Here is an 18,572-nt window from a genome sequence, read left to right as displayed (position 1 = left end):
CCGTTCCCGGACGGCACCGTCGTCCGTCCGACGCCGCGGAGGCTAGGAGCCGTCTTTGTGGGAACTCTGTGACCGGTTTGCCCCGGCCGTACCGATCAGCCAGTCCCGCCGTTCGGGCAGCGCCCCGCCCGCCCTGGGCAGCCGTACCTCGAAGCACGCCCCCACCCCGTCCGGGCCGTCGGTCACCGCGACGCTCCCCCGGTGCAGTGCCGCCTGCTGCGCGACCAGGGTCAGGCCCAGTCCCGATCCGGCGCTCTCCGGCCCCCGCCGGAACCGTTCGAAGATCCGGGCGCGGGCCTCGGGCGGGACGCCGGGCCCCTGGTCGTCCACCGTGATCACCACCTCCCGGCCGTCCCCTCGGACAGCGACCGCCACGGCCGCCCCGCCCTGCTCGTCCCGTCCGTGGGCCAGCGCGTTGGCGAGCAGGTTGTCGAGCAGCAGCCGGAGGCCGGGCTCCCAGCCCTGCACGGTGAGCCCCGGCTGCCCGCGCAGCGTGATGCGGGCGTCCGGGGCGCGGCGCCGGGCCTCGGCGACCGCCGCGTCCGCGACCTCCGTCACGTCGACCGTGCGGAACGCCTCCGCCTCCACCAGGTCGCCACGCCCCAGCTCGCGCAGCATCACCAGCAGTCCGAGCAGCCGGGCGTGCTCGCGGCGCAGGTCGGTGAGGACCTCGGTGCGGTCCGGTTCGGCCAGGTCGGGGTGGGTGGCGAGGATGTCGAGGTTGGTGCCCATGCTCATCAGCGGGGTGCGCAGTTCGTGTGAGGCGGCGGCGGAGAAGGAGCGGGCGGTGTCCAGGGCCTCGGCGGTACGGGTGGCCTGTTCGTCGTAGCGGGCGAGGACGGTGCGCAGGGTGGCGGCGAGCTCGTCGACCTCCTTCACGCCGGTCGGCTCGTGGCGCAGCCGGGTGGTGCTGGTGCGCGGGTCGAGGCCCGCGGTGCGGCGGCCGAGGCGGCGCAGGGGGCCGGTGGCGCCGGTGGCGAGGCCCCAGGCGAGCAGACCGGACAGGGGTGCGGCGAGCAGGGCGGTCATCACGACGCGGCGCCGTACGAGGCGGAGTTGGGTGCGGTCGGCGGTGTCGGGCTGGAAGACCCAGAGGGTACCGGAGACACTCGGTCCCTCGATCGGCCTGGACAGGGCCCGCCAGCTGCGCCCGGCGTCCCGGACGGTGACCGGCCCGGTGGCCGCGGCCGGCAGGGCGACGGAGGTGTCGGGCTGGGGTCCGCCGCTGAAGGTGGCGTCCGGCCCGACGACGCGGACACCGACGTCGAGGGCGGCGGTGTAGAGCCGGCGTTCCCGGGTGTCGGCGGCCTTGGGGCGCCCGGCGGCTGCCGCGCGCAACAGGGAGCGCGCGTCCGGGGCGACCGCGGCGGCCCGGACGCGCAGATGGCGGTCCTCCTCCTGGTGCAGGTCGCGGGCGACCAGGCGCAGCAGCAGCCAGCCGGAGGCCAGCACGAGAAGGGGGACGGTGAGTCCCACGGCGAGTCCGATGCGGGTGGACAGTCTCACGGCTGTTGCCTCAGCACGAAGCCCACCCCGCGCACGGTGTGGATCAGCCGCGGCTGCCCCTCCGCCTCCAGCTTGCGCCGCAGATAGCTGACGAAGGTGTCGACGGCGTCGGTGCGGACGTCGAAGTCGTAGCCCCATACGCGTTCCAGGAGCTGATCGCGGGTGAGGACGAGGCCGGCGTTGCGGGCGAGCACCTCCAGGAGTTCGAACTCGCGCCGGGTCAGCTCCAGCGGGCGGCCGTCGCGGTGGGCCGTGCGGGCCGCCGGGTCGATCACCAGGTCCGCCACGCGCAGCACGTCCCGGTCGGCGGGCGGGCGGCGGCGCAGCAGGGCGCGCAGCCTGAGGACGAGTTCCTGCAGGGCGAAGGGTTTGACGAGGTAGTCGTCACCGCCCGCCTGCAGGCCGGCTATGCGGTCGGCGGTCTCGTCGAGCGCGGAGAGCATGAGGACGGGGAGGTCCTGTCCGTCGTCGCGGAGCCGGGTGCACACCTCGATGCCGCTCATTCCGGGCATCGACACATCGAGGACGAGCACGTCGGGCGGTGCGTCCCGGATGACGGCGAGCGCCTCGGCCCCGCCCTCGGCGGTCCGCACCCGGAACCCGCTGAGCCTGAGGCCGCGCTCCAAGGAGCGCCGGATGGCCGCGTCGTCGTCCACGACCAGCACCGCCCCGACCGCGTCGCTCATACGCCCTCCCTGGACCGCTTGTCGCCGGGACAGCGTACGGCGCCTCTTCGAGGGGGAGACAGCGGTGTCCGCCCACCGAGGTTCAGAGGCGCCGGCAGATCTGCCGGCGATGCCCCACTTCGAGGCGCTGGAGGAGGCGGACGCGGCCACAGGAGTCCCGCCGCGCGTGATGACCACACACGCATCAGCGCCTGCTCACGATCCGTCCCTCCTCCCCGACGGGAGCCTTCTTGGGCCACACCAGGTACGTGAGGGCGATCAGCCCGTGGATGCCGAGAACGCGCAGGGCCGCGTACTGCCCCTCGCGCAGGGTTGCGGGCGAGCCGACGTACCAGATCGCGCCCTGCAGCAGCGCGCAGGCCACCGCCGTCGCGAGCAGCGTGCGCAGCCACAGCCTGCCCTCGTGCGCGGCGCGGGCCAGGCCGTAGCGGGGCGGCTTCGGCGGGGGCGGGGCGCCCGCGAGCCGGTGTGCCGCGTGGCCGTCGAGCCACCGGATCGTGGAGTGCCCGTAGGCGGCGGTGAAGCCGATGTAGAGCGCCGCCAGGCCGTGTTCCCAGCTCGGCTGCGCCCCGTTCCTCAGATCGATCACCGTGGCCACGAAGAGCACAAGCTCCAGCAGCGGCTCGCACAGCAGCAGCGCCACGCTCGTACGGCGCCACTTCAGCAGGTACCGCACGGCCAGGCCCGCGGCCAGCAGCACCCAGAAGCCGGCCTCGCACGCGACGACCAACCCGACGATCATGCTTCGCCCCTCTCGCTCGCCCCACCAGACTCCCTTCCGGGGGCGGGCGAGTCGTCGTCGGCGGTGACGAAGTCGCTGTACATCGAAAGATGCAGTCCCGAACCCTTCCGGGGATGCACGCAGCCGACCCCCGCGCCGTGTTGGATGGACCCATGCCCGTACGCCTCCCCCGCCCGCACCGTGACGACGTGCGGATCGCGGTGGGCGGGCTGCTCGCGGGGCTGATCCTGATCCGGCTCGGCCTGTACAGCCGGTCTCCCGAGGACCCGATGTCCGTTCTGGACCGGGGGTGGGCGGTCCTGGTCCCGCTCGTGGTGACGGCGGGCTGCGAGCTGCTGCGCCGTACGCGGCCTCGGGCGGCGCTGCTCATCGGGACCGTGGCGATCGTCGCGGATCTGGTCACCCGCGGCTGCCTCGCCACCACGGTGATGTTCACCGACCTGGTGTACGCGGCCGTCCTGTACGGCAGCGCCGCTTCGGCCCGCCGCATCCCCCGGATCACCGTCCTGCTCACGGTGCTGGGCTCCGTGGTCCCGTTCGCCCTCTGGCGCACCCCGTCCGCCCTGCTGATCGGGGCGGGCGTCGCGCTGGTCAGCCTGGTGCCCGCCGGGACCGGCTGGGTGGTGCGCAACCACCGGGACACGGCTGTCGCCGAACGCCTGCGGGCCGAACAGACCGCCCTGCTCGCCGAGATGGACCGCACCCAGGCCGTCACCGCCGAACGCGCGCGGGTGGCCCGCGAGTTGCACGACATGGTGGCCAACCACCTGTCCGCGATCGCCATCCACTCCACGGCCGCACTGTCCCTCGACGATCCGGAGACCTCCCGGGAGGCCCTCGCCGTCATCCGTGAGAACAGCGTGGCCGGGCTGGAGGAGATGCGGCGGCTGATCGGCATCCTGCGCGACGGGGGCGCCGAGCGCGAACCCGCCGCCACCCCCACCCTGGATGGGCTCGCCACCCTGGTGGACAGCGCCCGGGCCAACGGACTCGACGTCACCCTCGACGCCGACTACGAGAGCGTCCCGGCGCCCGTGGAGCTGGCCGCGTACCGGATCGTCCAGGAGTCGCTCACCAACGCCCTCAAGCACGCAGACCCCGGCGGCCGCGTCGCCGTGAGTCTCGCCCAGCGTGACGGCGTGCTCGACATAGGCGTGACCAGTCCCTACGGCCGCCGAGACGGCCCACGCGCCCCCGGTTCCGGGGCCGGGCTCACCGGGATGCGCGAGCGGGTCGCGCTGCTGGGCGGCACGTTCACGGCCGGTCCGGACGGCGCCCGGTGGACCGTACGCGCCCTTCTCCCCGTGACCGAAGGAGATCCCGCATGATCCGCGTCCTGGTCGCCGAGGACCAGTCGGCCGTACGCGCCGGGCTGGTCCTCATCCTGCGCAGCGCGCCCGACATCGAGGTGGCCGGGGAGGCCGCGGACGGCGAGGAGGCACTGGCGCTCGCCCGCGCCCTGCGGCCGGACCTCGTCCTGATGGACATACAGATGCCGAAGCTGGACGGGGTGTCGGCGACCCGGCAGGTGGTCGCGGAGCGGCTCGCCGACGTGCTGGTACTGACCACGTTCGACCTCGACGAGTACGTCTTCGGCGCGCTGCGGGCGGGCGCGGCCGGGTTCCTGCTGAAGAACGCGGAGGCGAGGGACCTGATCGAGGCCGTGCGAACGGTGGCGCGCGGCGAGGGGCTGATCGCCCCCGCGGTGACACGGCGGCTGATCGCGGAGTTCGCCGCCGGGCCGGTACGGGAGCCGAAGGCCGATCCGGCCGTCCTGGACGTCCTCACCCCGCGCGAGCGGGAGGTGTTGTCGTGCCTCGGCAAGGGCCTGTCCAACGCCGGGATCGCGGAGCGCCTGAACATGGCCGAGGCCACCGTGAAGACCCACGTCAGCCGTCTCCTCGGCAAGCTGGAGCTGCGCAGCCGGGTCCAAGCGGCCGTTCTGGCACAGGAGTTGGGGATCTAGCCGCCCACCGGCATATTGGTCCAGACCTATTGACCTCTGGTCCAGACCTTTCTATTCTCGCGGCACCGTGAGCGTGAAGGCTCAGTCATGCTCACGACTCCCCAACCCCAAGACAGGAGGCGCAGCATGCGCTTCGGACACAGAGCCGCGGCAGGGTTCGCGACCCTGTTGCTCCCGCTGGCCGGGCTGGTCGGACTCGCCGCCGGCCCCGCCCAGGCCGCCTCGACCGCCACCGCCACCTACGCCAAGACCCAGGACTGGGGCACCGGCTTCGAAGGCAAGTGGACGGTGCAGAACACCGGCTCCACGACCATCAGCTCCTGGACGATCGAGTGGGACTTCCCCTCCGGCACGTCCGTCACCTCCGCGTGGGACGCCGACGTGACGAACTCCGGCACCCACTGGACGGCCAGGAACAAGTCGTACAACGGCACGCTCGCCCCCGGCGCCTCCGTCTCCTTCGGCTTCAACGGCACCGGCTCCGGCGCACCGTCCAACTGCAAGCTGAACGGCGGAAGCTGCGACGGCGGCACCACCGTCCCCGGCGACAACCCGCCCTCCGCGCCCGGCACCCCCACCGCCTCCGGCATCACCGACACCTCGGTGAAGCTCAGCTGGGCCGCGGCCACCGACGACAAGGGCGTCAAGAACTACGACGTCCTGCGCGACGGCAGGACCGTCGCCACCGTGACGACCACCTCGTACACGGACACCGGTCTGACCGCGGGCACCGACTACTCCTACACCGTGCAGGCCCGTGACACCGCCGACCAGACCGGCCCGGCCAGCGGCGCGGTCACCGTCCACACCACCGGCGGCACCACCACTCCCCCGACCACCGGCGACAAGGTCAAGCTGGGCTACTTCACCGAGTGGGGCATCTACGGCCGCAACTACAACGTCAAGAACCTGGTGACGTCCGGTTCCGCCGCGAAGATCACGCACATCAACTACGCCTTCGGCAACGTCACCGGCGGCAAGTGCGCGATCGGCGACTCCTACGCCGACTACGACAAGGCGTTCACCGCCGACCAGTCCGTCAGCGGCGTCGCCGACACCTGGGACCAGCCGCTGCGCGGCAACTTCAACCAGCTGCGCGAGCTGAAGGCCAAGTACCCGAACCTGAAGGTGCTGTGGTCCTTCGGCGGCTGGACCTGGTCCGGCGGCTTCGCGGACGCGGCCAAGGACCCGGCGGGCTTCGCCCAGTCCTGCTACGACCTGGTGCACGACCCGCGCTGGGCGGACGTCTTCGACGGCATCGACATCGACTGGGAGTACCCGAACGCCTGCGGCCTGTCCTGCGACACCAGCGGGGCGGCGGCCTTCAAGAACGTGATGGCCGCGCTGCGCGCCAAGTTCGGCTCCTCCGCCCTGGTCACCGCGGCCGTCACCGCCGACGGTTCCGCCGGCGGCAAGATCGAGGCCGCCGACTACGCGGGCGCCGCGAGTTACGTGAACTGGTACAACGTGATGACGTACGACTTCTTCGGCGCCTGGGACGCCCAGGGCCCCACCGCGCCGCACTCCCCGCTCACCTCGTACAGCGGCATCCCGAAGGCCGGTTTCACCACGGCCGACGCGATCGCCAAGTACAAGGCGATCGGGGTGCCCGCGAAGAAGCTGCTCATCGGCATCGGCTTCTACGGCCGCGGCTGGACCGGCGTCACCCAGGACGCCCCGGGCGGCACGGCCACGGGCCCGGCGGCCGGCACGTACGAGCAGGGCATCGAGGACTACAAGGTGCTCAAGACGTCCTGCCCGGTCACCGGCACCATCGCGGGGACGGCGTACGCGCACTGCGGCAGCAACTGGTGGTCGTACGACACCCCGTCGACGATCGCCGGGAAGATGAGCTGGGCCAAGAACCAGGGACTGGGCGGCGCCTTCTTCTGGGAGTTCAGCGGCGACACCGGCAATGGTGAGCTGGTGAGCGCCCTCAGCAACGGGCTCTCGTAAAACTGACCGAAGGGTCTAGGCGACGTTGACGCGCTGACCAGGAGGTGCGGCTTCCAGCCACGCCAGGAACCCGGTCAGCGCGTCCTCGCTCATCGCCAGCTCGAGGCGCGTGCCCCGGTGGTGACAGGCCAGGACCACCGCGTCGGAGAGCAGCGCCAGCTCCTCCTCGCCCTCGGGATCACGCCGGCCGGCCACCTCGATCGCCGAGCGCTCCAGGACCCGGCGCGGGCGCGGGGCGTAGGAGAAGACGCGGAACCATTCGATGCGGTCGCCGTTGTAGCGGGCGACGCCGTAGCCCCAGCCCTTGCCGCTGGTGTCGGGCTCCTCCGGGACGTTCCACCTCAGGCTGCAGTCGAAGGTGCCGCCGGAGCGCTGGATGAGACGGCGCCTGAGCCCGAAGACGAACAGCCCCACCAGTACGAGTGCCACGACCACTCCGCACACGCTGAGAGCGAGGACCATCGACACCGACCTCCTCGTCTCCTAGGTAACGGAACGGAAAAAACACCCGGATTTGCCTCAGCCGCGGCCGGCACCGGATTGCTCCGGGCCGACCGCGGCTGAGTCACGTCATCACATGCGTTCCCCCAGAGCCGGAACGGCCTGGGAGGTGCCCCCAGATCAGCGCGCCGCCTGTGCCGCCCGCAGGCGGACGTCGGCGCGCCGCTCGGCGACGGCGTCGTCCTCCGCCTTCGCGCGCTCGAGCTCCCGCTCGACGCGCTGGACGTCGATCTCGTCCGACAGCTCGGCGACCTCGGCCAGCAGCGACAGCTTGTTGTCCGCGAACGAGATGAAACCGCCGTGCACCGCGGCCACGACCGTTCCACCATCACTCGTACGGATGGTCACCGGGCCCGACTCCAGCACACCGAGCAGCGGCTGGTGACCGGGCATGACGCCGATGTCGCCGGACGTGGTGCGCGCGACGACCAGGGTGGCCTCACCGGACCAGACCTGGCGGTCGGCGGCGACCAGCTCGACATGCAGCTCAGCAGCCAAGGGTGGCTCCTCGGGTCACCACCCGGCGGTTCTGCCGGGTGTTGGGATGAATTCTAGTAGGCGTGGAGAGGGGGACGGGACGCACCCCGGTCACGGGCGTGGTCTCGTCCCCCTTCTTTACAAACGCGACGTCAGGAGACGCCCAGCTCCTTCGCGTTCTTCTTCAGGTCGTCGATACCACCGCACATGAAGAACGCCTGCTCCGGGAAGTGGTCGAAGTCACCGTCGATGATCGCGTTGAACGCGGCGATCGACTCGTCCAGCGGCACGTCCGACCCGTCGACGCCGGTGAACTGCTTGGCGACGTGGGTGTTCTGGGACAGGAAGCGCTCCACGCGACGGGCGCGGTGGACGACGAGCTTGTCCTCCTCGCCGAGCTCGTCGATACCGAGGATCGCGATGATGTCCTGGAGGTCCTTGTACTTCTGCAGGACCGTCTTGACGCGCATGGCCGCGTTGTAGTGGTCCTCGGAGATGTAGCGCGGGTCCAGGATGCGGGACGTGGAGTCCAGCGGGTCCACGGCCGGGTAGATGCCCTTCTCCGAGATCGGACGGGAGAGAACCGTCGTCGCGTCGAGGTGGGCGAACGTGGTCGCCGGGGCCGGGTCGGTCAGGTCGTCGGCGGGGACGTAGATCGCCTGCATCGAGGTGATCGAGTGACCGCGGGTCGAGGTGATGCGCTCCTGCAGGAGACCCATCTCGTCGGCCAGGTTCGGCTGGTAACCCACCGCGGACGGCATGCGGCCGAGCAGCGTGGAGACCTCGGAACCGGCCTGGGTGAAGCGGAAGATGTTGTCGATGAAGAACAGCACGTCCTGCTTCTGGACGTCGCGGAAGTACTCCGCCATCGTCAGGCCCGCGAGGGCCACCCGCAGACGGGTGCCCGGCGGCTCGTCCATCTGGCCGAAGACCAGCGCGGTCTTGTCGATGACGCCGGACTCGGACATCTCCTGGATGAGGTCGTTGCCCTCACGGGTGCGCTCACCGACACCGGCGAACACGGAGACACCGTCGTGGTTGTTGGCGACGCGGTAGATCATCTCCTGGATGAGCACCGTCTTGCCGACGCCGGCGCCGCCGAACAGACCGATCTTGCCGCCCTTGACATACGGGGTCAGCAGGTCGATGACCTTGATGCCGGTCTCGAACATCTCGGTCTTGGACTCGAGCTGGTCGAAGTTCGGCGCCTTGCGGTGGATCGGCCAGCGCTCGCCGTCGTACTTCTCGTCCACGTTCAGGACGTCACCGATGGTGTTGAACACCTTGCCCTTGGTGAAGTCGCCGACCGGGACGGAGATGGAGGAGCCGGTGTCGGTCACCGGGGCCTGGCGGACCAGACCGTCGGTGGGCTGCATCGAGATCGTGCGGACCAGGCCGTCACCCAGGTGCTGGGCGACCTCCAGGGTCAGCGTCTTCTTCTCGCCCGCGTTCGCCGGGTCGGAGACCTCGACGTGGAGGGCGTTGTACATGTCCGGGATCGCGTCGACGGGGAACTCCACGTCGACGACCGGGCCGATGACCCGCGCGACGCGGCCCGTCGCCGTGGCCGTCTCAACAGTGGTGGTCATTAGTAGTCACTCCCCGCGGTCGCGTCGGCCAAGGCGCTCGCGCCACCGACGATCTCGCTGATTTCCTGGGTGATGTCGGCCTGGCGGGCCGCGTTGGCAAGCCGGGTGAGGCTCTCGATGAGGTCTCCGGCGTTGTCGGTGGCCGACTTCATCGCGCGCCGCGTCGCGGCGTGCTTGGAAGCGGCCGACTGGAGCAGCGCGTTGTAGATGCGGCTCTCCACGTAGCGCGGCAGCAGGGCGTCGAGGACGTCCTCCGCCGAGGGTTCGAAGTCGTACAGCGGCAGGATCTCGTCGCCCTTCGGCGCCGCCTCCTTGGCCACGTCGTCGAGGCTGAGCGGCAGCAGACGGGCGCCGAGGGCCGTCTGCGTCATCATCGACACGAACTCCGTGTAGACGATGTGCAACTCATCCACGCCGCCGTTCGCCGTCTCCTTCTCGATGGCCTCGATCAGGGGGGCCGCGACCTTCTTGGCGTCCGCGTACGAGGGGTCGTCGGTGAAGCCCGTGAACGACTCCGCGATCTTGCGCTCACGGAAGTTGTAGTGGGCGACACCGCGCCGGCCGACGATGTACGTGTCGACCTGCTTGCCCTCGCGCTCGAGCCGCTCGGTCAGCTGCTCCGCCGTCTTGATGGCGTTGGAGTTGAAGGCGCCGGCCAGGCCGCGGTCGCTCGTGAGGAGCAGGACCGCGGCACGGGTCGGGTTCTCCGACTCCGTCGTCAGCGGGTGCTTGGTGTTCGACCCCGTGGCGACCGCCGATACCGCGCGCGTCAGCTCGGTCGCGTACGGCGTGGAGGCCGCCACCTTGCGCTGCGCCTTGACGACGCGCGAGGCGGCGATCATCTCCATCGCCTTCGTGATCTTCTTGGTCGCGCTGACGGATCGGATGCGACGCTTGTAGACCCGGAGCTGGGCTCCCATGAGTCAGGTCCCTTCCTTACGTCACTTGGCGGCTGCGGCCGGGGTGTCCTCGCCGAGCAGCTTGCCGTCCGAGGTCTCGAACTGCTTCTTGAACTCCGCGACGGCGTCGTCGATCGCCTGGATGGTGTCGTCCGACATCTTGGCGCCCTCCTTGATGGAGGTCATCAGACCCTGCTCCTTGCGGTGCAGGTAGTCGAGGAGCTCCTTCTCGAAGCGGCGGATGTCGGCGACCGGGACGTCGTCCATACGGCCGTTGGTGCCGGCCCAGATGGAGACGACCTGGTCCTCGGTGGCCATCGGCTCGTACTGGTTCTGCTTCAGCAGCTCGACCATGCGCGAACCGCGCTCCAGCTGGGCCTTCGACGCGGCGTCCAGGTCGGAACCGAAGGCGGCGAACGCCTCCAGCTCACGGAACTGGGCGAGGTCCACGCGCAGACGGCCGGATACCTGGCGCATCGCCTTGTGCTGGGCGGAGCCACCGACACGGGAGACCGAGATACCGACGTTCAGGGCCGGGCGCTGGCCGGCGTTGAACAGGTCGGACTCCAGGAAGCACTGGCCGTCGGTGATGGAGATGACGTTGGTCGGGATGAACGCCGAGACGTCGTTGGCCTTCGTCTCGACGATCGGCAGACCGGTCATCGAACCGGCACCCATGTCGTCGGAGAGCTTGGCGCAGCGCTCCAGCAGGCGGGAGTGCAGGTAGAAGACGTCGCCCGGGTAGGCCTCGCGGCCCGGCGGACGGCGCAGCAGCAGGGACACGGCACGGTAGGCGTCGGCCTGCTTCGACAGGTCGTCGAAGATGATCAGGACGTGCTTGCCCTGGTACATCCAGTGCTGGCCGATGGCGGAACCGGTGTAGGGCGCCAGGTACTTGAAGCCGGCCGGGTCGGACGCCGGGGCGGCGACGATCGTGGTGTACTCCAGCGCGCCGTTCTCCTCCAGCGCGCGGCGGACGCCGGCGATGGTGGAGCCCTTCTGACCGATGGCGACGTAGATGCAGCGGACCTGCTTCTTCGGGTCGCCGGTGCGCCAGTTGTCGCGCTGGTTGATGATCGTGTCGATCGCCAGGGCGGTCTTGCCGGTCTGGCGGTCACCGATGATCAGCTGACGCTGGCCACGGCCGATCGGGGTCATCGCGTCGACGGCCTTGTAGCCCGTCTCCATCGGCTCGTGCACCGACTTGCGCTGCATGACCGTGGGGGCCTGCAGCTCGAGGGCGCGGCGGCCCTCGGTCTCGATCTCGCCGAGGCCGTCGATCGGGTTGCCGAGCGGGTCGACGACGCGGCCGAGGTAGCCCTCGCCGACGGCCACGGAGAGCACCTCACCGGTGCGCTGCACCGGCTGGCCCTCCTCGACGCCGCTGAACTCGCCGAGGACGATGGCACCGATCTCCCGCTCCTCGAGGTTGAGGGCGAGGCCGAGGGTGCCGTCCTCGAACTTCAGCAGCTCGTTGGCCATGGTCGAGGGCAGGCCCTCGACCTTCGCAATGCCGTCACCGGCGAACGTGACAGTGCCGACCTCCTCGCGCGAGGCCGCGTCCGGCTTGTACGACTGGACAAAGTTCTCCAGCGCGTCCCGGATCTCCTCCGGCCGGATCGTGAGCTCCGCCATCTGGGTTCCCTGCTCTCCTTGTTGGGCCCGAAGTTTCTGTGGGGGTTCTGGGGGCGCCCCCCAGAAACTCTGCATCCTCTGCACGGCCCAACCCGGGCCGTAGTACTGCGTATGGAGTTGGTGCTAGCTCGCCATGCGGCGGCCGGCGTCCTCGAGTCGATCCGCGATCGAACCGTTGATGACCTCGTCACCGACCTGCACCCGGATCCCGCCGACGACCTCCGGGTCGACGTCCAGGTTGAGGTGCATCTGGCGGCCGTACAGCTTGGCCAGCGCGGCACCGAGGCGCCGCTTCTGGGTGTCGCTCAGCGGGACCGCCGAGGTCACGACGGCGACCAGGCGGTCACGACGGGCGGCGGCCAGCTTGGACAGGGACTCGATTCCCGATTCCAGGCTACGTCCCCGCGGCGCGGTCACAAGGCGCGTGACCAGACGCTCGGTCGTGACGTCGGCGCGACCGCCGAGCAGCCGGTGCAGCAGCTCGATCTTGGCCGGGGTGCCGGCGGCACGGTCCGTGAGCGCGGCGCGCAGCTCCGTGTTCGAGGAGACGATCCGGCCGAACCGGAACAGCTCGTCCTCTACGTCGTCCAGCGCGCCCCGCTGCTCGGCGGCCGTGAGGTCGGCGAGGTTCGCCAGCTCCTCCAGCGCGTCGACCAGGTCGCGCGACTGCGACCAGCGCGAGCGCACCATGCCGGACAGCAGGTCCACGACCGGCCCGCCGACCTGGCCGCCGAGCAGGCTCTGGGCCAGCCCGGCCTTGGCCTCGCCGGCCCGCGCCGGGTCGGTGAGGACCCGGCGCAGCGACGCCTCGCGGTCGAGCAGCGCGGTGACGGCGGCCAGCTCGTCGGCGAGCTGCGCCGCGTCCACGGACGTTGCGTCCGTGAGCGCGTCGAGACGCTCGCGTGCGGCTGCCAGGGCCTCGCGGCTCGCTCCGTTCATCGCGCGGCCTCGGCCTTCTCCTCGAGCTCGTCGAGGAAGCGGTCGATCACGCGGCTCTGCCGGGCGTGGTCCTCGAGGGACTCGCCGACGAGCTTGCCGGCCAGCTCGGTGGCGAGCCTGCCGACGTCCTGCCGCAGGTTCTGCGCGGCGGCCTTGCGGTCGGCCTCGATCTGCGCGTGACCGGCGGCGATGATCTCCTCGCGCTGCCGCTGGCCTTCCGCGCGCATCTCGGCGATGAGGGCGGCGCCCTGCTCCTGCGCCTCCTGGCGCAGCCGCGCGGCCTCGTGCCGGGCTTCGGCGAGCTGAGCCTTGTACTGCTCGAGCACGCTCTGGGCCTCGACCTTCATGGCGTCGGCCTCTTCGATGCCGCCTTCGATCGCCGCGCGACGCTCTTCCAGAACCTTGTTGATGTTCGGAAGCAGCTTCTTCCAGAAGAAGAAGAACACGATGGCGAAGGCGATGGTGCCGACGAGCAGCTCGGGGCCGGCCGGGAGGAGCGGGTTCTGCTTCGTCTCCTCGGCCGCCAGCTGTGCCAGGTTGGCGATCACATCAGTGCCTTTCGTCGATACGTGTCGGTCAGAGGTTGATTACCGACCGAACACGAACGGCATAACGATGCCGATGAGGGCGAGCGCCTCACAGAAGGCGAAGCCCAGGATCTGGTTGGCGCGGATCAGACCGGCGGCCTCGGGCTGGCGGGCCAGGGCCTGGGTGCCGTTACCGAAGATGATGCCGACGCCGATGCCGGGGCCGATGGCCGCGAGGCCGTAGCCGATGGAACCGAGGGAACCGGAGACGCCGGCGGCGAGGTCGATGGCAGCGGACATGCCGTTTCTTCCTTCTCTTTTACGGACCGGTGGGGGTTGGCCACCGGACGACCAGGGGTTGGGTGCGGTGTGGCTCAGTGGTGCTCGGCGAGAGCGCCCTGAATGTAGGAGCAGGCCAGGAGGACGAAGACGTACGCCTGGACGGCCTGCACGAAGAGCTCGAAGCAGATCATGGCCATGGTCATGATGAACGACACACCGGCGCCCACGACGAGCCAGCTGTTCAGCAGGTACCAGGAGGCCACCGTGAACATGACCAGCATCAGGTGGCCGGCGAACATGTTGGCGAACAGTCGCACGGCGTGCGTGAACGGGCGCACCAGGAGGTTCGAGAAGAACTCGATGACCATGACGAGCGGCAGCACGGCACCGAGCGACTTGTCGTAGCCGGTGACGTTCTTGAAGAAGCCGACGAAGCCGTGCTTCTTGAAGGTGAGCGCGACCCACGTGATGTAGACGATCGCCGCCAGGACCATCGGGAAGGCGATCACCGAGGACACCGGGAACTGGGCCAGCGGGATCACGGACCAGACGTTCATGATCCAGATGAAGAAGAACAGCGAGACCATGAAGGGGACGTACTTCTCGCCCTCCCGCTTGCCCAGCGTCTCGTAGACGATGCCGCGGCGGACGAAGTCGTAACCGGCCTCACCGATCATCTGCAGCTTGCCCGGGACGACCTTGGCCTTGCCGAAGGCTGCCGAGAAGAAGACGACGATGAGCAGGGTGGTGACGAGCGCGAGCAGCATCACCTTGTTGAACTCGAACCCGCCCGCCGTGAAGAGGGGCTTGAAGAGGAAGGAGTTCAGACCCGGAGCCGGGAAGCCGCAGCCGTTGTCGGACAGGATGCGGCAGCTCCAGTCAAAGGCGAGCTGGGTCTGGTCAGCACTCACCGCGGGCTCCTTCGGCGTGACGCATAGGTACGGCAACCTCGTTGTGTCGGCGCGGCGCGCAGCCGCGGATCGGCACCGGACTGGTGTTACGGATGTGGGGGCGGCTGAGGGGCATCGAGCCTCGCGATTGAGCAGGCGTCAGCTCAGATGCCCGCGCCCGCGATGCCGCAGTTGGCACCGGACGATAGCAGGAGATCTCACAACTCTTTATCCCGGCCCTACCCCTCACGACGCAGGCCCTGTCTTCTCGGGCTTCTCGCTCTTCTGGGAGTCCGGGTCGACGTAGAAGATCTTCGCCTTCATGTGTGCACGCGCCTGCGCGGCCATCCATACGACCGTGGTGACGACGAGCGCGAGCGCGAACGTCTTGGGGTTGAAGAGGGAAGTGCCCTTGAAGATGCCCACGAAGATCAGGAGCAGTAGGAGCTGGGCCATGTAGAGCATCAGCCCCATGGCCTGGAACAGGTGCGGGAGCGATTTCGCCGTCCACTGCAGGACGTAGAGCCCGATGCTCATGAAGAGGACGGCGAGCACTGTGCCGACGACCGCCCCGATCGCTCCCTTGCCGCCCGCGACAACACCGCTGACAACGACGGCGACCGCGCCGGCAGTCGCTGCGGGCACAGCGATCTGCAGAAGGTTCCGGGCGTCATTGGACGGCATGGCGGCAACTCCGCTTTCACAGGGGGCAGGGTGTCGTCATGGACGAGCGTAGTCCCGGGCCAGGCTGAGTCCGCACGCCGAGGGGCCGTCGCATTCGGACCCTCCGGCTCTATCCCGGGGTTCTCGTGAACCGTATCACAAACTATTTGATGCGGTCTTTACCTAGGTCCTGTGCCGACTGTCACACATGAGAGTGAACTCGCCCGTCTGCGCGGATCGAGCGGCACATTGTCTGGTATTGGGCCGCTTTGCACTCCCACGAAATGGCAACGCACTCGTCAGATTCTTACCTTGCACGTCAGCGTGAGGACTCGGCCCGGTGCCGCTCCACGCGCGCACGGGTGCCGACGGCTGTGGCTCCGTTGACGCCCGAGACACCCACGACGACCGGGGTGCGGCGCTCCTCCTGCAGCGCCCGCCCGCCCTCCGCCGCGGCCGCCCGCAGCGGCTCCGCCGCGGTGCGGCGCCGGCGGCGATAGCGCGGGGGCACGAAGGACTCGGCCCACTGCGGGGCGCGCGGCGTGAACCGCGGCAGCAGGAGCAGCACCAGCCCGACCGCGCTGAGCGCCACGATGCCGAGCACGATCCACATGGACGCGGAGTTCACGGAGTAGCCGAGCGTCCCGAAGGCGATGAGCGCCGACCAGAAGTACATGATCAGCACGGCGCGGCTGTGCGAGTGCCCGATCTCCAGCAGCCGGTGGTGCAGGTGACCGCGGTCGGCGGCGAACGGGGACTGGCCGCGCCAGGTGCGGCGGACGATCGCCAGGACCAGGTCGGCGGCGGGGATGGCGATGATCGTCAGCGGCATCAGCAGCGGGATGTAGACCGGCATCATCTGGTGCACGGAGTTCCGCTCGGAGCCGGAGAACAGCTTCATCACGTCCGGGTCCACCTGGCCGGTGACCGAGATGGCGGCCGCGGCCAGCACCAGGCCGATCAGCATCGAGCCCGAGTCGCCCATGAAGATCCGCGCCGGATGCATGTTGTGCGGCAGGAACCCCAGACACATGCCCATCAGGACGGCCGCGAACAGCGTCGCGGGAGCGGCGGCCTCGATGTTGTAGCCGAACCAGATCCGGTAGGCGTACATGAAGAACGCGGTCGCCGCGATGCACACCATGCCCGCCGCGAGCCCGTCCAGACCGTCGACGAAGTTCACCGCGTTGATGGTGATCACGACCAGGGCCACCGTCAGCAGGGTGCCCTGCCACTGGGTCAGCGCCACCGTGCCGACACCCGGGACCGGAAGCCACAGGATGGTCAGACCCTGTACGACCATCACGCCGGCGGCGATCATCTGCCCACCGAGCTTGATCAGGGCGTCGATCTCGAACTTGTCGTCCAGGACGCCGATCAGCCAGATCAGCGCCGCACCGGAGAGCAGCGCCCGCGGCTCGTTGGACTTGGCGAAGACCTCGTTGAGGTTCTTGAGGTGGTCGGCGACCAGCAGGCCCGCGCACAGGCCGAAGAACATGGCGATCCCGCCGAGCCGGGGCGTCGGTTCCCGGTGCACGTCCCGGGCCCGGATCTCCGGCATCGCTCCCGCCACGATCGCGAACTTGCGTACCGGCCCTGTCAGCAGATACGTCACCGCGGCCGTGACGCAGAGCGTCAGCAGGTATTCACGCACGGGCTTCCCCACAGGTCTGGCTGGGCATCCTCAGCCCCACACCCTAACTTCGCGTGCATATGGTTGAGGACTCACGGGTAGCGAAGATGGTTGCACGTGTGGCTGTGTATAACGCGCGCCTACCCCTCATCGCCCGGGATACGGCGGAAATCGCTCGGTGAGATCCCGCACTTTCCCGCGTGCCGTCCTGGCCTCCGTCTCCTGGCGCAGCACGGAGGCCAACAGGGCCGCCACGTAGGCCATTTCGCCCTCCCCCATGCCCTGAGTGGTCACCGCCGCGGTGCCCAGGCGCAGCCCGCGGGTGTCGCCGTGCGGCAGGGCACAGCAGTCCAGGACCACCCCGGCGGCGGCGAGCAGCCCGCGCGCCGTGCGGCCGTCGACGCCGAGCGGGGCGGGATCGGCGGCGATCAGGTGCGTGTCGGTGCCGCCGGTGGTGATGTGCAGCCCCTCGGCGGCCAGTCCCGCCGCGAGCGACCGGGCGTTGGCCACCACCTGGTGGGCGTAGGCGGCGAAGGCGTCCGTCGCCGCCTCCCCGAACGCGACGGCCTTGGCTGCGATGGTGTGCATCTGCGCGCCGCCCTGGGTGAAGGGGAAGACGGCCCGGTCCACCCGCTCGGCCAGTTCGCTTCCGCACAGGATCATGCCGCCCCGGGGACCGCGCAGCACCTTGTGGGTGGTGGCGCAGACGATGTCGGCGTACGGCACCGGGCTGGGGGCCGCTCCCCCGGCCACGAGCCCGATCGGGTGCGCGGCGTCGGCGATGAGATACGCCCCCACCTCGTCGGCGACCTCGCGGAAGAAGGCGTAGTCCATGTGGCGCGGATAGGCGATGGAGCCGCAGACGATGGCCTTGGGACGGTGTGTACGGGCGAGGGTGCGGACCTGCTCGTGGTCGATGAGCCCGGACTCGGCGTCCACCCCGTAGCCGACGAAGTCGAACCAGCGGCCGGAGAAGTTGACGGGTGAGCCGTGCGTGAGGTGACCGCCGTGCGGCAGCCCGAGGGCCAGCACGGTGTCGCCGGGGCGCAGCAGGGCGGCGTACGCGGCGAGCATCGCGGACGAACCCGAGTGCGACTGCACATTCGCGTGCTCGGCGCCGAAGAGTGCCTTGGCCCGCTCCACGGCGAGGCGCTCGGCGACGTCGACGATCTCGCACCCGCCGTGGTGCCGGGCGCCGGGATAACCCTCGGCGTACTTGTTGGCGAGCGGGGACCCGAGGGCGGCGAGCACGGCCGGCGAGCTGAAGTTCTCGGCGGCGATGAGCTGCAGGGTCGTCGACTGCCGTGCCAGCTCCCCGAGCAGGAGCTCGGCCATCTCGGGGTCCTGCCGCCGCAGGACGTCGGCCTCGAGGGTAGGGATGACCGCCATGGTGAGCTCCCGGGCGAGGACGGGCACGTAGGTCCAATGTAGGCCCGGGGCGGGTGGGACGCCCGGTATTGCGGGAGGCGCGACCGCCGTAGCTGCGGGCAGTCGTGCCGCTGGGGCGGCACGGGTGGACGCTGGGGGCACCCCTGCTCGAAGAGCTTGGGGTGAGGCACCCCGCCGGCGCCGGGCTGCGCACCCACCCCCGGGCAACCGCGCCACCGGGCACCGCACACCCCCCGGCACCCGCACAACCGGCACCGCACACCCCCCGGCACCCGCACAACCGGCACCGCAC

The 18,572-nt window shown here is 70.0% G+C and carries 18 protein-coding genes; 3 read left to right on the top strand and 15 right to left on the bottom strand.

The genetic code is table 11. The features are described 5' to 3' along the window. Positions 1-42: 42 nt before the first annotated feature. The 3 genes from ACFYZJ_RS36180 to ACFYZJ_RS36170 form a co-directional block, all read right to left on the bottom strand. Positions 43-1,506: a sensor histidine kinase gene (locus ACFYZJ_RS36180; protein ID WP_388575744.1), complete on the bottom strand. Its 1,464-nt coding sequence runs from the start codon at positions 1,504-1,506 to the stop codon at positions 43-45. Next, a complete protein-coding gene (locus tag ACFYZJ_RS36175; protein WP_388575741.1) occupies positions 1,503-2,192 on the bottom strand; it encodes a response regulator transcription factor in 690 nt (229 codons plus the stop codon). The genes ACFYZJ_RS36180 and ACFYZJ_RS36175 overlap by 4 nt, the downstream gene beginning before the upstream one ends. A 184-nt stretch (positions 2,193-2,376) precedes the next feature. Then, positions 2,377-2,934 carry a hypothetical protein gene (locus ACFYZJ_RS36170; protein WP_388575738.1) on the bottom strand — a complete coding sequence of 186 codons (558 nt, stop codon included), beginning with the start codon at positions 2,932-2,934 and terminating at the stop codon, positions 2,377-2,379. 152 nt (positions 2,935-3,086) lie between these two features. Between ACFYZJ_RS36170 and ACFYZJ_RS36165 the strand changes: the two genes are divergently transcribed. The 3 genes from ACFYZJ_RS36165 to ACFYZJ_RS36155 all read left to right on the top strand — a co-directional run bounded on the left by ACFYZJ_RS36165 (position 3,087) and on the right by ACFYZJ_RS36155 (position 6,856). After that, on the top strand, positions 3,087-4,262 hold the full coding sequence (locus ACFYZJ_RS36165; protein WP_388575736.1) for a sensor histidine kinase: 1,176 nt from the start codon (positions 3,087-3,089) through the stop codon (positions 4,260-4,262). Next, entirely contained in the window at positions 4,259-4,900 is a 642-nt protein-coding gene (locus ACFYZJ_RS36160) for a response regulator (RefSeq protein ID WP_388575734.1), read from the top strand. Before ACFYZJ_RS36165 ends, ACFYZJ_RS36160 begins: the two co-directional genes overlap by 4 nt. A 126-nt stretch (positions 4,901-5,026) precedes the next feature. Then, on the top strand, positions 5,027-6,856 hold the full coding sequence (locus ACFYZJ_RS36155; protein ID WP_388575732.1) for a glycosyl hydrolase family 18 protein: 1,830 nt from the start codon (positions 5,027-5,029) through the stop codon (positions 6,854-6,856). 15 nt (positions 6,857-6,871) lie between these two features. On the opposite strand, the gene ACFYZJ_RS36150 is transcribed toward ACFYZJ_RS36155, so the two are convergent. The 12 genes from ACFYZJ_RS36150 to glyA form a co-directional block, all read right to left on the bottom strand. After that, a complete protein-coding gene (locus tag ACFYZJ_RS36150) occupies positions 6,872-7,318 on the bottom strand; it encodes a DUF2550 domain-containing protein (protein ID WP_366023512.1) in 447 nt (148 codons plus the stop codon). A gap of 159 nt (positions 7,319-7,477) precedes the next feature. Beyond that, on the bottom strand, positions 7,478-7,855 hold the full coding sequence (locus ACFYZJ_RS36145; protein WP_103838606.1) for a F0F1 ATP synthase subunit epsilon: 378 nt from the start codon (positions 7,853-7,855) through the stop codon (positions 7,478-7,480). Positions 7,856-7,986: 131 nt separating this feature from the next. Continuing rightward, a complete protein-coding gene (gene atpD, locus ACFYZJ_RS36140) occupies positions 7,987-9,423 on the bottom strand; it encodes a F0F1 ATP synthase subunit beta (RefSeq protein ID WP_388575728.1) in 1,437 nt (478 codons plus the stop codon). Then, on the bottom strand, positions 9,423-10,343 hold the full coding sequence (locus ACFYZJ_RS36135; RefSeq protein WP_388575725.1) for a F0F1 ATP synthase subunit gamma: 921 nt from the start codon (positions 10,341-10,343) through the stop codon (positions 9,423-9,425). Before ACFYZJ_RS36135 ends, atpD begins: the two co-directional genes overlap by 1 nt. Positions 10,344-10,364: 21 nt before the next feature. Further along, positions 10,365-11,957, bottom strand: a complete 1,593-nt coding sequence (gene atpA / locus ACFYZJ_RS36130) for a F0F1 ATP synthase subunit alpha (RefSeq protein WP_388575723.1) — start codon at positions 11,955-11,957, stop codon at positions 10,365-10,367. 123 nt (positions 11,958-12,080) lie between these two features. Next, positions 12,081-12,896 (bottom strand): F0F1 ATP synthase subunit delta, encoded by an 816-nt coding sequence (locus tag ACFYZJ_RS36125; RefSeq protein ID WP_388575720.1) that lies wholly within the window; start codon positions 12,894-12,896, stop codon positions 12,081-12,083. Then, on the bottom strand, positions 12,893-13,444 hold the full coding sequence (locus ACFYZJ_RS36120) for a F0F1 ATP synthase subunit B (protein ID WP_388575717.1): 552 nt from the start codon (positions 13,442-13,444) through the stop codon (positions 12,893-12,895). The genes ACFYZJ_RS36125 and ACFYZJ_RS36120 overlap by 4 nt, the downstream gene beginning before the upstream one ends. 39 nt (positions 13,445-13,483) lie before the next feature. Then, entirely contained in the window at positions 13,484-13,723 is a 240-nt protein-coding gene (gene atpE, locus ACFYZJ_RS36115; protein ID WP_009190636.1) for an ATP synthase F0 subunit C, read from the bottom strand. A gap of 74 nt (positions 13,724-13,797) precedes the next feature. After that, positions 13,798-14,568 (bottom strand): F0F1 ATP synthase subunit A, encoded by a 771-nt coding sequence (atpB, locus tag ACFYZJ_RS36110; protein ID WP_388575895.1) that lies wholly within the window; start codon positions 14,566-14,568, stop codon positions 13,798-13,800. Between the two features lie 273 nt (positions 14,569-14,841). After that, positions 14,842-15,279 carry a hypothetical protein gene (locus ACFYZJ_RS36105; protein ID WP_388575713.1) on the bottom strand — a complete coding sequence of 146 codons (438 nt, stop codon included), beginning with the start codon at positions 15,277-15,279 and terminating at the stop codon, positions 14,842-14,844. Positions 15,280-15,577: 298 nt separating this feature from the next. Next, on the bottom strand, positions 15,578-16,912 hold the full coding sequence (locus ACFYZJ_RS36100; RefSeq protein WP_388575710.1) for an MraY family glycosyltransferase: 1,335 nt from the start codon (positions 16,910-16,912) through the stop codon (positions 15,578-15,580). Between the two features lie 126 nt (positions 16,913-17,038). Further along, positions 17,039-18,280, bottom strand: coding sequence for a serine hydroxymethyltransferase (gene glyA / locus ACFYZJ_RS36095; protein ID WP_388575708.1), 1,242 nt, complete (start codon positions 18,278-18,280; stop codon positions 17,039-17,041). Positions 18,281-18,572: the final 292 nt, after the last annotated feature.

It is taken from the genome of Streptomyces sp. NPDC001848, from assembly GCF_042891915.1.
Taxonomy (GTDB): Bacteria; Actinomycetota; Actinomycetes; order Streptomycetales; family Streptomycetaceae; genus Streptomyces.
Note: the sequence above shows the minus strand (reverse complement) of the source record. Positions and strands in the feature narration are given on the sequence as shown.